Annotated in this window: 13 protein-coding genes; 11 read left to right on the top strand and 2 right to left on the bottom strand. The window is 72.3% G+C overall.

The features are described from left to right. The first annotated feature begins 41 nt into the window (after positions 1-41). Positions 42-632, top strand: a complete 591-nt coding sequence (locus tag WMF46_RS26790; protein ID WP_437541404.1) for a TIGR00730 family Rossman fold protein — start codon at positions 42-44, stop codon at positions 630-632. A 36-nt stretch (positions 633-668) separates the two neighbouring features. On the opposite strand, the gene WMF46_RS26785 is transcribed toward WMF46_RS26790, so the two are convergent. Beyond that, positions 669-1,229, bottom strand: coding sequence for a helix-turn-helix domain-containing protein (locus tag WMF46_RS26785; protein ID WP_437541399.1), 561 nt, complete (start codon positions 1,227-1,229; stop codon positions 669-671). A gap of 90 nt (positions 1,230-1,319) precedes the next feature. On the opposite strand from WMF46_RS26785, the gene WMF46_RS26780 reads away from it, so the two are divergent. From WMF46_RS26780 to WMF46_RS26770, 3 genes are all read left to right on the top strand, one after another. Next, complete coding sequence (locus WMF46_RS26780) at positions 1,320-2,132, top strand: SDR family NAD(P)-dependent oxidoreductase (protein ID WP_437979802.1); 813 nt, start codon at positions 1,320-1,322, stop codon at positions 2,130-2,132. Next, positions 2,129-3,154, top strand: coding sequence for an S-adenosylmethionine:tRNA ribosyltransferase-isomerase (locus tag WMF46_RS26775; RefSeq protein WP_437979801.1), 1,026 nt, complete (start codon positions 2,129-2,131; stop codon positions 3,152-3,154). Before WMF46_RS26780 ends, WMF46_RS26775 begins: the two co-directional genes overlap by 4 nt. A gap of 211 nt (positions 3,155-3,365) precedes the next feature. Beyond that, on the top strand, positions 3,366-3,923 hold the full coding sequence (locus WMF46_RS26770; RefSeq protein ID WP_437979800.1) for a chlorite dismutase family protein: 558 nt from the start codon (positions 3,366-3,368) through the stop codon (positions 3,921-3,923). A gap of 136 nt (positions 3,924-4,059) precedes the next feature. Here WMF46_RS26770 and WMF46_RS26765 read toward each other — a convergent pair whose 3' ends face one another. Beyond that, positions 4,060-5,694, bottom strand: a complete 1,635-nt coding sequence (locus WMF46_RS26765) for a hypothetical protein (protein WP_437979799.1) — start codon at positions 5,692-5,694, stop codon at positions 4,060-4,062. Positions 5,695-5,894: 200 nt separating this feature from the next. Here WMF46_RS26765 and WMF46_RS26760 point away from each other — a divergent pair, with 200 nt between their 5' ends. The 7 genes from WMF46_RS26760 (at position 5,895) to argC (ending at position 13,445) form a co-directional block, all read left to right on the top strand. Further along, entirely contained in the window at positions 5,895-6,542 is a 648-nt protein-coding gene (locus WMF46_RS26760; RefSeq protein ID WP_437979798.1) for a TetR/AcrR family transcriptional regulator, read from the top strand. An 86-nt stretch (positions 6,543-6,628) separates the two neighbouring features. Continuing rightward, on the top strand, positions 6,629-8,167 hold the full coding sequence (locus tag WMF46_RS26755; RefSeq protein WP_437979797.1) for an FAD-dependent monooxygenase: 1,539 nt from the start codon (positions 6,629-6,631) through the stop codon (positions 8,165-8,167). Positions 8,168-8,214: 47 nt separating this feature from the next. Further along, positions 8,215-8,616 (top strand): group II truncated hemoglobin, encoded by a 402-nt coding sequence (locus tag WMF46_RS26750; RefSeq protein WP_012237604.1) that lies wholly within the window; start codon positions 8,215-8,217, stop codon positions 8,614-8,616. A gap of 201 nt (positions 8,617-8,817) precedes the next feature. After that, positions 8,818-11,865 carry a hypothetical protein gene (locus WMF46_RS26745; protein ID WP_437979796.1) on the top strand — a complete coding sequence of 1,016 codons (3,048 nt, stop codon included), beginning with the start codon at positions 8,818-8,820 and terminating at the stop codon, positions 11,863-11,865. Positions 11,866-11,925: 60 nt separating this feature from the next. Further along, entirely contained in the window at positions 11,926-12,030 is a 105-nt protein-coding gene (locus WMF46_RS26740; RefSeq protein ID WP_437979795.1) for a YgaP-like transmembrane domain, read from the top strand. Continuing rightward, positions 12,030-12,440 (top strand): RNA polymerase sigma factor, encoded by a 411-nt coding sequence (locus WMF46_RS26735; protein ID WP_437979794.1) that lies wholly within the window; start codon positions 12,030-12,032, stop codon positions 12,438-12,440. Before WMF46_RS26740 ends, WMF46_RS26735 begins: the two co-directional genes overlap by 1 nt. Before the next feature lie 54 nt (positions 12,441-12,494). Continuing rightward, positions 12,495-13,445 carry an N-acetyl-gamma-glutamyl-phosphate reductase gene (gene argC, locus WMF46_RS26730; protein ID WP_437979793.1) on the top strand — a complete coding sequence of 317 codons (951 nt, stop codon included), beginning with the start codon at positions 12,495-12,497 and terminating at the stop codon, positions 13,443-13,445. Position 13,446: the final 1 nt, after the last annotated feature.

The raw sequence follows: 13,446 nt of genomic DNA, 5'->3' as shown, positions 1-13,446 counted from the left end.
CCCGCTTGGACGAGCTCGCCTGCCGGCGTAGGCTCGGGCCCATGAGAACGCTCTCCAGGATCTGCGTTTACTGCGGGTCGAGCCCCGGCGCGTCGCCGGCCTACCGCGAGGCGGCCGTGCGGCTCGGTGAGCTCCTCGCGGCGAGAGGGATCGGGCTCGTGTACGGCGGGGGTCGCGTCGGGCTCATGGGCGTGATCGCCGACGCGGTGCTCGCGCGCGGCGGTGAGGTGATCGGCGTCATCCCGGGGTTCCTCAACCAGCGGGAGATCGAGCACCGCGGGCTGACCGATCTCCGCGTGGTCGAGACGATGCACCAGCGCAAGGCAGAGATGGCCGCCCTCGCGGACGCGTTCATCGCCTTACCGGGAGGCGTCGGGACGCTGGAAGAGCTGTTCGAGGTGTGGACATGGACGCAGCTCGGCTCTCAGGACAAGCCGGTCGGGCTGCTCGATGTGGCGGGGTATTACCGCCCGCTGATCGCCTTTCTGGATCACGTCGTGGCCGAGCAGTTCATGAAGCCGGCCCACCGCGCCGTGCTGCAGGTCGCCGAGGAGGCGCCGGCCCTCCTGGATCTGCTCGCCGCGTGGCGCCCGGGCGCCGAGCCCAAGTGGATGACGCCCGGCGAGCGGTAGGCGCCGCGGCGCCGTGTGATGCGCGCCCCTGCCCCTTCAGAGCACGCGCGCGAGGACCACGACCGAGTAGCCGACCGCCGGCTGCTTGCCGGGGTTGTTGTACGAGTGGCGCTGATCGCCGCGGAACACGGCGACGTCGCCGGAGCCGAGGGTGAACCGCTCTCCGCTGACCACGAGCTGGAGCTCCCCCGACTCGCACGTCAGGTACTCGCGGGTGCCCGGGGTGTGCGGGACGCCCGTCATCCGCCCGCCCGGGGGGATCGCGATGCGATCCATCTCCATGCCTGGGATCGGGTCCGGCAGGAGCTTGCGGACGAACGCCTGCCCGGGAGAGCGCGTGGGGAGCGTGTCGCGCGCGTAGAGCTGGCACGTGGCGCGGGGCGCGGAGAGCATCTCCTCGATGGAGACCTGGAGCGCGGCGGCGGCCCGGTGCAGCACGCCGAGCGTCGGGTTCGCCGCGCCGGACTCGAGGTGCGCCCAGGTCGCCCGCGGCACGCCGGCGAGCTTGGCCAGCTGCTGCTGCGTCAGCCCGCGCGCCTCGCGCAGCTGCTTGATGTTCTTCGCCAGCCGCCCCGCCAGCTCCGCGTCCTGGTCCATGCCCGGAGATTAGCACTCTTCCAGGATATTGGCGCCCACTCCAACGGGAGAACCCGACCGGATTAGGCTGGTGTCGAGGAGGAAGGCACCATGAACGACGAATCGACCGGAAGCGAGGCGCTGATCCAGGCCGAAGGGAGCTCCCACCCGTCGCTCCCCCGCGCCGCGCGGGGCGAGCGGTTCGCGCCGCGGGCGGCGCTGGTCACCGGGGCGAGCCGCGGGCTCGGCGCCGCGCTCGCCAGGGAGCTCGCCCGGCAAGGGGCGAAGGTGGTCCTCGTGGCGCGCGAGCGCGCGCCGCTCGAGGCCGTCGCGGCCGAGATCGCCGCGCAGGGCGGGGAGGCGCACCCGCTCGCGGCGGACATCGGGGACAAGGGCCAGACGCACGCGATCGCAGGCGCGGCGGCGGCGCTGGTCGGGCCGATCGACCTGCTCATCCACAACGCGAGCACGCTCGGCAAGACGCCGCTGCCGATCCTGCTCGACACCGAGTGCGAGGATCTCGGGCGCGTGATCGAGGTCAACGTGGTCGGCCCGTTCCGCCTGACGAAGGTGGTCGCCGGCGCGATGGCGCTGCGGCGGCGCGGGGTCGTCGTCCACATCAGCTCGGACGCGGCGGTGAACGCCTATCCGCGGTGGGGTGCTTACGGCGCCTCGAAGGCGGCGCTCGATCACCTGAGCCGCACCTGGGCCGCCGAGCTCGAGGGGACGGGCGTCGCGTTCTACGCGGTGGATCCGGGCGAGATGAACACGCGGATGCACGCGGAGGCCATCCCCGACGCCGACCCGAGCACGCTGGCCGATCCAGCGGACGTGGCGAGGCGCATCGCCGCGCTCGTCGGCCGCGCCGGCGAGGTGCCGAGCGGCGCGCGCCTCGAGGCCGCGCGCCTGCAGGAGGCGCCATGAGCCCCGCCGTGTGGCCTCGCGAGAGCCCGCTCGAAGAGCGGCTCCTCCACGTCGATCCGCGGAAGGGGCGCCTGCGCGACGCGCGCATCGCGGATCTGCCCGCGCTCCTCGAGCCGGGCGATCTCCTGGTCGTCAACGACGGCGCCACGCTGCCGGCGTCGCTCCACGGCGCGACCGAGCGCGGCGCGGCGGTCGAGGTGCGCCTCATCGGCGAGGTGTCCGAGGGGCGCTACTCGGCCTTGCTGTTCGGCGCCGGCGACTGGCGCACGCGCACCGAGGATCGGCCGGCGCCGCCCGCCCTCGGTCCGGGGGACGCGGTGACGTTCGGAGACGATCTGTCGGCCGTGATCGAGCGCGTGTCTCCGGCCTCGCCGCGCCTCGTCGAGATCGCCTTTCGCGAGCGGGGCGCGCCGCTCTGGTCGGCGCTGTACCGGCGGGGGCGCCCGATCCAGTATGCGTACGTCGCGGCCCCGCTCGCGATCTGGCACACGCAGACGCGCTACGCGAGCCGGCCTCTCTGCGCCGAGCTCCCCTCGGCCGGGCGGCCGCTCGTCTGGGGGCTGCTGCTCGAGCTGATCCGCCGCGGCGTGCGCGTCGCCTCGCTCACGCACGCCGCCGGGATCTCGTCGACGGGCGAGGCGGCCCTCGACGCCCTGCTCCCCTTGCCGGAGCGCTTCGACATCCCCGAAGAGACGGTGGCGGCGGTGCGCGAGGCCAAGGCGCGCGGGCGCCGGGTCGTCGCGGTCGGCACGACGGTGACGCGCGCGCTCGAGGGCTGCGCCGCCCAGTACGGGGGTGAGCTCCAGGCCGGGCCGGGGGTCACCGACCTGGTCCTTCACCCCGGCTTCCGGCCGAGGGTGGTCGACGGGCTCCTGACCGGCGTGCACGATCCGACGGAGAGCCACTTCCGGCTCCTCGAGGCGTTCGCGCCTGCCCCGCTGCTCCACCGCGCGAACTCCTATGCGGAGGAGGCAGGGTATCTCTGTCACGAGTTCGGCGACTCCTATCTTGTTCTGAGCTGACGCGGGCGACGGAAAATCATCGCGCGGAAACCACGGCGAAACCCCTGTCCGCACATCATCAACCGCGTTGCGTGTCGGGCTCGGCCGGCGCGGCGAGCCCGAGCGCAGCCGCCTTCCCGGGCGCTCTCGTGACGAGAGGGCGTGTGGTACGGCCGCCCGCCGTTCGGGTCGGTGGGATTCGCCCGGCGTTGCCGTCGCCTCGGAGCCATCCATGGAAGGAAATCCGGTTCGGGTCAGTTTCGTCGGAGGTTCCGCCGGGGAGTGGCGGGTCGAGAGGACGGTCCTCGTGCGAGGCGAGGAGATGCCCGTGGCGCCGCGGCTGCAGCGCGTCGAGGGGAGCAGCTTCGTCGCGCCGCCGGGAGCGGCCTGGGTCCTGAACGGCGTGAGGAGCAACGAGCGCTACGTCGAGCTCGAGGAGAGAAAGCGCCTCGTCGCCGTCCAGGAGGACCTCGGCCGGGCGTCGAGCTCGCAGGCGGCGCTGATCCCGCTCAGGAAATCGAAGGCGTGGTGGGCGCTCGCGCAGGACGAGCGGCGGGCCATCTTCGAGGCGAGGTCGCGCCATATCAAGATCGGGCTGGAGTACCTGCCGGCCGTGGCGAGGCGGCTCTACCACAGCCGGGATCTCGGCGGCCCGTTCGACTTCCTGACCTGGTTCGAGTTCGCCGAGGGCGACGCCGGCGCCTTCGACGAGCTCGTGGGCAGGCTGCGCGAGACGGAGGAGTGGTCCTACGTGGAGCGGGAGATCGAGGTGCGGCTGTCGAGCGCATAGTACGGAGTCGGCCCGCGACGGCCGACCCGTCTTTGCGAGCGCTCTCGCCCCGACTCGAGTTCTGCTGCACCTCGAGCACGCCGACAAAACGAAGAGGGCGCCCAGGTTGCCCCGGGCGCTCTCCACGCCGTCGCGATCACTCGCAGACGTGCGTCGTCGTGTTGCACGTGGCCGGCGAGGTGCAGCTCGAGTCGTCGTTGCACTCGACGCACGTGCCGGCCGCGAGCCCGCTGCCGCACACCGTCTTGCCGGGCAGGCCGTCGGCGGCGCAGTCGGTGCCCGCCGGCGCCGTCGAGAAGATCGGCATGGCCGGCGTGCCCGTGCACGCGGCGTCCGTCAAGCAGACGGTCGCTGACACCGGGAGATCGGTGACGTCATCGTCCGTCGTGGGGCTGCCGGCGCCGTTGCATACGCGCCTCTGGCAATCGCCCGGCGTCTGCCCGGCCGGCACCTCCGTGCCCGCCGCGTAGCGCTGGCAGGCGCCCGCAGCGTCGCAGAACCCGTTGGTCCCGCACGACGCCGCGCCCGTGTCCGGGCACTCGTCGTCCGGATCGCCTCCGGCCGCGATGTAGTCGCAGACGCCGTCGGAGCCGCCGAGCTTCTTGGCCGCGGAGCACGCCTGGCAGGCGCCGGTGCACGCCGTGTTGCAACAGACGCCGTCAACGCAGCGCGCGCTGGCGCACTCGGCGTTGGTCACGCAGGACGCGCCGTCCGGCTTGGCCGCGCAGGTGCCGCCGTCGCAGAAGCCCGTTGTGCAGTCGTCCGCGAGGTCGCACTTCCTCCCGACACCGCACTTGTTGCAGGCCGGAGCGCCCTGAAAGGAGGCGCCGCCGCAGTCGACGTCGGTCTCGTTGCCGTTCTGGTCGGTGTCCATGCAGCTGGGCGTCGCGCACAGGCCGGCCGTGTTGCAGTAGCCGCTCGCGCAGTCCGAACCGAGCGTGCACTCCAGGTCGTCGGCGCAGGGCGCGCAGCCGGAGCCGTCGTCGATGCCGCCGCAGTCGACGTCGGTCTCGCTGCCGTTCAGCAGGCCGTCGGTGCACGACACGTTGACGCACGTGTGCGTGCCCCCCGGATCGCAGAGCTGGGGCGCGGTGCAGTCGGCGCCCGAGAGGCAGCCGACGCAGGCGCCGTTGTCGTCGCAGACCTTGCCACCGGTGGTGCAGCTCGTGCCAGCGGTCTTCGGTGAGCTGCCCGGAGAGCCGCCCGGGCACGTGCCGACGTTGCATTCGTCGTCGGCCGGCTTGTCGGTGTCGTCGCGGATCGACGTCGTGCCGCCGTTGCCGTTGCAGACTTGCTGCTTGCAGTCACCCGCCGTCTGGCCCGCCATCGTGGCGGTGCCGTCGGGCACGCTGGTCGTGCCGCAGCACCCTGCTTCGCATGTGGCCTTCACGCACTCCGTGGCCGGGGCCGGACAATCGCCGATCGTGTCGCACGGTGTCGCGCCGCCGGAGCACACCATTGAGCCGCCGGTGCCGCCGGTGCCGCCGGTGCCGCCGGTGCCGCCGGTGCCGCCCGCGCCGCCGGTGCCGTCTGAGCCGCCGGTGCCGCCCGAGCCGCCGGTGCCTGACGACGAGCTAGCGCTGCTGCTCGTCGTCGTCGTGCCGCCTCCGGAGCCACCGGTCCCGCCGGCGCCGCCGGCGCCGCCGGCGCCGCCCGTATCGGAGATCCGGCTGCGATCGACGGCGACGATGAGCTCGCAGCCGGTCAGGTTCACCGTGAGCGCGCCCGCCGCGAGCACCAACGCAGGGAGGAATGTCGTTTTCTGGTTCATGCCAACAAGCACATTGGCCAGGGGCCAGACCTGACCAGGGGCCGAGCCTACAGCAAGATGTCCAGGGAACCGCCGGTTTTCTCTGACGATGCCCGAGATGGGAGAGCGCGCGCCCGGCGCCTGTTCCACCGCGCGAGGGGGACGCGGCCAGGTCGCGCCCTTGACCGCCGCCCGTTCATGAGTAAATAAACATTTACCTGATGCCGGGAGACGAGAAAAAGGAGACGCGGCGGGCGCTCCTCGACGCCGCCGCCGAGGAGTTCGCGCGGCATGGGCCTGACGGGGCCCGCGTGCACGCCATCGTGGGGCGCGCCGGGGTCAACGAGCGCATGATTTACCATCACTTCGGGAGCAAGGAGGGCCTCTACCGCGCGGTCCTCGAGGACCAGTGGTCCGGCCTCATCGAGGGGTGGCGGCCGGCGCTCGAGGCGTCGGCGGCGCTCGATCCGCGCGAGGGTCTCTGGCACGCGTTCACGATGTTCTTCCGGCTGCTCCTCTCGCGCCCCCTGTGCATGCCGCTCGCGATGCACGAGGCGATGAGCGGCTGGCAGGCCGCGCCGCCGGCGACGCTCGCGATGCTGCCGTCGCAGCTGCGCGATCTCTACGCGCGAGGCCAAGCCAGCGGGGTGTTCCGGCGCGACTGCGAGTTCGAGCTCCTCTATTGCACCGTCGTGGGCGCGCTGGCCGGGATCGGCATCTTCGGGCCGCGCTTCTCGGACCTCCGGGCGCGCCTCTCGTGCGATCTCGAGCTCGCCGCGCGCCTCGGCGAGCAGACCGTGAGCCTCGTGCTGGATGGCGTGACCACGCCTGAATGGGGCGGCCGCGCGGGCGCGTCAGAGGCCACGTGACGTGAGCCTCGTTCGTCCGTCGCCGCCCACAGGTCGTCGCTGAACAATCGTTGTCAATCGATCGTTGCTCGACAAGGAGAACGCGTATGAACGTCGATGTCGTCATCGTGGGCGGCGGTCCGACCGGGTTGATGCTGGCCTGCGAGCTGCGGCTGGCCGGCGTGCGCCCCGTGGTGCTGGAGCGATTGCCCGAGCCCACCGGGCTCTCCAAGGCGCTCGGCCTCGGCGGGCGCGCCGTGGAGATCCTCGACCACAGGGGCCTCCTCGATCGCTTCCGCGCGGAGCAGAGCGCCGCAGAGATGACGCGCTTCGTGCACTTCGGCGGGATACCGCTGGGCCTCGGCGGCGACCCTCCGCGCGTCTCCAGGCGCTTCCTGAGCATCCATCAGGCGCGCATAGAGGCGCTGCTGGAAGAGCGCGCGCGCGAGCTGACGACGGAGATCCGTCGAGGTCACGAGCTCGCCGGGCTGGATCAGGACGGGGAGGGCGCGACGGTCACCGTCCGAGGCCCGGACGGCGACTACCCGCTTCGGGCGCGCTTCGTTGTGGGGTGTGACGGCGGTCGCAGCGCCGTGCGCAAGCTGGCCGGGATCGGCTTTCCTGGACTCCCGCCCTCCCGGCTCCTGCGCCTCGCCGACGTCACGCTCGCCGAGGGCGCGACGGAGGACGGGCACCTCGTCCTCTCCGGTGGTCGCCGCGTTCGGTTCGGGCTCGGCGGGATCGCCCTCGTTCCCCTGGGAGCGGGCGTGTTTCGCGTGGTCACGTCGGAGCCGTATCCGCCGGACTTCGACCGCGACGCGCCGATGACGCTCGACGAGCTGCAGGCCAGCGTTCGCGCGGCGCTCGGCGAGGATCTGCCCGTCCGCGAGGCGCGGTGGTTGTCTCGGTTCACCGACGCCAGCCGCCAGGCGGATACGTACCGCGCGGGCCGCGTGCTGCTCGTGGGCGACGCGGCGCACATCCATCTCCCCGCAGGCGGGCCAGGCCTCACCACCGGATTGCAGGACGCGGTCAACCTCGGCTGGAAGCTGGCCGCGGAGGTCCACGGCTGGGCGCCGCCGGGGCTCCTCGACACCTACCACGCGGAGCGGCACCCCGAGGGCAAGCGCGTGATCATGCACACGCGGGCGCAGGGCGCGCTGATGATGCGGGACGAGCGCGTCGCCGCGCTGCGCGAGCTGCTCGGCGAGCTGCTCAAGCACGAGCAGAGCCTGCGGTATGTCGTCGAGATGCTGGACGCGGCCGACGTCCGTTACGAGATGCCGACCGAGCCCGGCGAGCAGCATCCGCTGCTCGGGCGCTGGGCGCCGGACGTCGCGCTGACCACGCAGAAGGGGGAGACGCGGGTCGCGCAGCTCATGCACGGGGCCAGGGGCCTGCTGCTCGACCTGACCGGCGGCGCCGCGCTCGGCGGCGCCGCCGCGCCCTGGGCCGATCGCGTGGACGTCGTGAGCGCGCGCTGCGCTTCGCTGCCGCGCCCCGCGGAGGCGCTGCTGATTCGCCCCGACGGCTACGTGGCCTGGGCGGCCGCGGCAGGTGAGCCCGAGGCCTCCGCCCACCGCCGGCTGCGCCGCGCGCTCGCCGCGTGGTTCGGCGCGGCCTGCGGCAGCTCCGCGGCGGCCTGAGCCGGCGGCGTGCAGCGCCGGCGCAGATCCGGTAGAGGGCATCGCCCATGGCCGAGCCGTCCGAGACCCCTTTCGATCTGCTGGGCGGCGAGCCGGCGGTGCGCCGGCTCGTCGAGCGCTTCTACGACCTCATGGGCCGCGACGAGCCGGCGCTCGCGCGCCTCCACGTCTGCGATGAGGGCGGCCAGGTCGCCCGAGAGAGCCGCGACCGATTCGCGCTCTTCCTGATCGGCTGGCTGGGCGGGCCGCAGGACTACATCGCGGCGCACGGCCACCCGCGGCTGCGAATGCGCCACGCGCGGGTCCCCGTCGATGTGGCGATGCGCGACGCCTGGATGCGCTGCATGCGGGCGGCCATGGCGGAGCTCGACGTGCCCGCGCCGCTCCGCGCCTTCCTCGACCAGCGCTTCGCCGAGGTGGCGGACTTCATGCGAAACCGTCCGGGCTGACGGGAACCGCCGGCCGGCGCGGCGCGGCGCGCGCGTCTGGACGCCCCCATCGCTCCCCGATTTTCCGTACGATACGTCGTCCGCTCTCGTGAGGTCGCGCGAGACGCCTGATGCCAGCGCCGCAGAATCCGCGGCGCCACGGCAGGCGTGCGGCGCCTGGAACCCGTGCGGGGAACGATGTCCCAACCGAACGAGCACCCGATGACCAAGCCCACGCCGCCGGACGAAGGGCGCGCGCTGCAGCAAGGGAGCACGCGCGTCGATGACGCGCCGGATCGGCAGGGGCCGCGCACCGGGGGGCGCAGCCCGTGGCCATGGGTAAGGCGCCTCCTTGGCGAGCTGCATCCGCGCGTTCGGCGGCTCCTGGTGCCCTACTGCGTGATCGTCGCGGCCGTGCTGTTCAGGGTGCCGCCGAAGCTCGTCACTCCGGTCATCGAGCAGCGCGGCGCGCTCGCCAGCGCCCTGGCGCACGCGGTCCCGATCAGCTTGGTCTTCTTGCTGTCCATGGCACCTCAGGCGTTTGTCCTGTGGGGCTTCTTCAGGCGCCCGCCGCAGGATCCACCCCCAGCGGCGGGCTCGATCCGGCTCAAGCGCATGAGCCGCGGCGGGCTCTTGATCGCCGTCGGTCTGATGGTGAGCATGTTTCTCACGGTATGGGGGGTGGCGCTGTGGTACGCGGTCCACGGGAACGAGCACACCGACCCGCTGTACAAGGCGGGTTGCTCGTTCATCGTCTTCCTGATGCTGATCCTCGGCACGCTGCTGACGATCCTGCAGTCGTGGGAGTCCGCCGAGAGGCCTTCGAGGGACGAAGCCGTGTACCCCGACATCGGTCGGCTTCGCGCGCTCGAGGCCGAGTGGATCCAGGCGCGGCGCCGCGCGGCGAACCTGAAGCACGAGGCCGCGGGCGACGGCGACCCGCGCGGCGCGCACCTCGTCGGGCTATCGCTCTCCGGCGGAGGCATCCGCTCGGCGACCATCTGCCTCGGCTTCCTGAAAGGGCTCGCCACGGTCCCGACGAAGAGCGGTGAGGTGATCCTCAGGTACGTCGATTACATGAGCTCCGTGTCCGGCGGCGGCTGGGCGGGGGGCGCGCTCACGGCTCGGACGTCCGGCCCTCAGCCGGAGGGGGACGCGGGGCGTGAGCGCCGCTTCGACCCGCTGGAAGCCGCGTCATGGAACCGCCTCCTCGACAGGATCCGCCTGCGAGGCGACTACCTCATTCCCGGCGGAATCGGCCTCACGGCGAACACGCTCCAGCCCCTCCTCATGATCTTCGTCGGCGCGATCGCCAATGCGCTGTCGCTCCTCACCGCCGGGTTCGCGGCGATCGTGTTCCTCCACCACTCGAGCGCGAGATCGCCGAAGGCGTTCCTCGCGCGTGTGGTCGAGCACGGCGTGACCGCTGTGGTCTGCCACGTCGACGGAGCGCGATCTCTCTTCTTCACCACCGCCTCTGCGAAGCCAGACACGTTGCCTGGGGAGATCGCAAAACAGCTCCCCGTGCTCGACCTCCTCGTGTTCGTCCTGGCGCTGATAGGGGGTGTCCTTCTCGCCGCCCTGCTCGTCATGTACCTCGGGATCCTCTTCTCGTGGCCGTCCGTCCACGAGGCGGGGACCTGGCTCGCCGCTCGCGCGGCGCTGCTCGTGGTGCTCACGTGGGGCTCCCTGCTGGCGCTGCGGGCCGATCCCCTGCTCACCCTCTTCGTGCTGTGCGCTGCCCTGGCCGTCGCGCTCGCTGTCCTGCTGAGTCGCCTGAAGCGCGAGCAGCTCCTCGCGGTCATCGGGGTCGCCATCAGCGGACAGGTGTTCGCGCTCAGGTTCACGGATCTCTACGATGTCGTGAAGGGCGTGACGTCGACATGGGCGAGCATGCTTCACCAGCTGCTCTTCGCGCCGATCAAGCTCGCTCGGTCGATCGACGGGCTCGTCCACGTGCCTGTCCAGCAGGACCCGATGAAGGTCGTCGAGCTGACGTTCGGGGCGACGCTGTGCCTGGTGTTCATCGGGCTCAGCTTCCTAACGTCGAGGAACTACGCGGGGATCAACAGGTTCTGGGCCAACCAGATCCGTCGTGCCTACCTGTCGCTGCCGGGCGACTCCGGTCGGGCAGCCAGCGATTCGCCCTCCGCCTGGCCGCTCGCTGCGCTGAGGCCCTCGAACGAGCCGCGCGTCGAGAGGACGTACGCGGCGGACCCGGCGCCCTGGAACCTGGGCGGGCCGCGCCGCGGCGCGCCGCTCCACGTCGTGACCGCCACGGTCAACACCCCGGGGTCGGACGACCCCGTCCTCTACAAACGGGGCACCGCGCGGTTCGAGTTCAGCCCCTATGCCGTCGGCGGGCCAGCGACCGGGTGGGGGCCCGCCGAGGCCTATGGCGACGCGCTCACCCTGGCCCATTCGATCGCCATCAGCGCCGCAGCCGTGAACAGCCAGGGCGGCACGTTGATCCCGCGGTGGGCGCGCGTCGTCCTCACCCTGCTCAACTGCGGTCTCGGCGTCTGGGTCCGGAACCCGCGCTTCGCGAGGCGCGCCGGCAAGCAGCTCGTGCTCTTCCGGAGGTGGGCGCACTTCTGGAGCGCCTATCACGTCAAAGAGATCTTCGCGCGGAACAAGGAGAGCGACACGCTGGTCTTCGTCTCCGATGGCGGTCACCACGACAACCTGGGGCTGACCACGCTCGTCGAGCGAGAGTGTGAGCTCATCCTGTGCATCGACGCCGGCGCCGATCCCGAGTGGACGTGCGACGAGCTCGCGAAGGCGGCGCGTATCCTGCGCGTGGATCGCGGGCTGAACTTCGAGCTGAAGCGCGAGGACCTCGAGCGCGTTCGCCCGAAGGATCCGCGAGGTACCTGGGAGCAACGCACCCCGAGCACGCCGATCCTTGTGGGGAAGTTCAAGCCGGATCCGGGCGAGAAGACCGAGGCGACCAAGGAGGTCACGGTGGTCTACGTCAAGGCCGGCCTCTTGCCGGGACTGCCGCTCGACGTCCAGCGTTATGCGGAGTCTCACCCCGAGTTTCCGCACCAGACGACCGCGGATCAGTTCTTCGACGAAGCCCAGTTCGAGGCGTACCGGCTGCTCGGTGAGGCGCTCGCTCACGAGGTGGTGCGCACGCTGGACGACGCGACGGGGAGCGCGGGCAAGAGCTGGGCGAGCACCGTGGAGGACCTTCGCCCCGAGCCCCGCGCCGACGGACCAGGCGACGTCGCCGGCCGCGCGGCGGGCGAGGCGGTCCCGGGCCGGTGACGATTTCCTGAATCCTCCGCCCCGCGCCGGGACTTCTCCGGGTGAAGGACGGAGGAGCTCATGAAACGGAATGTGGGTACGCAGGATCGGCTGTTGCGTGTTCTCGGCGCGCTCGCCCTGCTGGCGTGCGCCTGGGCGGCGCCGCTGCCGCTCGCCGCGGGCTGATGACGGTCGTCCGGAACACGTGCGCGCGCCTGCTGCGCCCGTTCGCGCGGGAGCGGCTGCGGCTCGGGGAGCGCGTGGACGACGCCGACGCGGTGCCGGCGGGCGAGCTCGACCCCCAGGCGGCGCTCGAGCGCTGGCGCCTCGTGCGCGCCGTGCACGAGGCGATCGCCGCGCTGGAGCGGCCGTACAGGGAGGTGCTCGTGCTGCGCGACGTCGAGGGCCTGACGGGCGAGGAGGTGTGCCGGACGCTGGGGCTGGGCGAGGCGGCCATGAAGAGCCGGCTGCACCGGGCGCGGCAGCTGGTGAGGGCGGAGGTCCTCCGGCGCGATGGCGCGCCCGCCGCGCCCCGCGCGCCGCGCGCGCCGTGCGACGACGGCGGGTGTGCGACGGCGTCGAGGAGGCGTCGATGAGCTCACGCGAAGCGCTGGTCCCGAGGGCGCGCTCGGCGTATGGACACGGCCACCATGCATCGGGTGTTCATCGACGGACAGGAAGGTACGACGGGGCTCCAGATCCGCGAGCGGCTGCAGGGCCGCCGCGACCTCCAGCTGCTCGAGATCGACCCCGAGCGCCGCAAGGACCCGGCGGCGCGCCGCGCGCTGATCAACGAGGCGGATGTGCTCATCACGTGCCTGCCCGACGACGCCGCCCGCGAATCCATCGGATGGATCGAGAACCCGAGGACGCGCGTCATCGATCCGAGCACCGCGCACCGCACGGCCGACGGGTGGGTGTACGGCTTCCCGGAGCTCCGCCCCGGCCAGCGCGAGGCCGTCCGCGGCGCGCGGCGCGTCGCCGTCCCCGGGTGTCACGCGACCGGGTTCCTCGCGCTCGTGGTGCCGCTCGTCGACCAGGGGCTCCTGCCCAGGGACGCCCGCGTGATCGCGCACTCGCTCACCGGCTACAGCGGCGGCGGGCGCAAGATGATCCAGGCCTACGAGCAGGCCGAAGGGGCGCGCCGCGAGCAGCTCCGCGGCCCGCGCCCGTACGGGCTCACGCTGCAGCACAAGCACCTGCCGGAGATGCGCGCCATCGCGGGCCTCGACAGGGCGCCGCTGTTCCAGCCGGTCGTGGGTGACTTCTACAAGGGCATGCTCGTCTCGGTGCCCCTGTTCGCGGACGCCCTGGCCCGGCCGGCGACGCCCGCCGCGGTCCACGAGCTCTACACGTCGTATTACGCCGGCGAGCCGTTCATCCGGGTGATGCCGCTCGGCGGCCAGGGCGCGCTGGAGGACGGCTACCTCGGCGCTGTGGAGTGCAACGACACGAACCGACTCGACGTGTTCGTGTTCGGCAAGCCGGACCAGATCCTTGTCGTGGCGCGCCTCGACAACCTCGGCAAAGGCGCGTCCGGCGCGGCGGTGCAGGACCTGAACCTGATGCTGGGCGCGCCGGAGGCCACCGGCCTCGACTGAG

The sequence above is a fragment of the Sorangium sp. So ce117 genome, assembly GCF_051524395.1.
GTDB classification, from domain to species: Bacteria; Myxococcota_A; Polyangia; order Polyangiales; family Polyangiaceae; genus Sorangium; species Sorangium cellulosum_B.
This window is presented reverse-complemented; position numbering and strand designations above follow the sequence as displayed.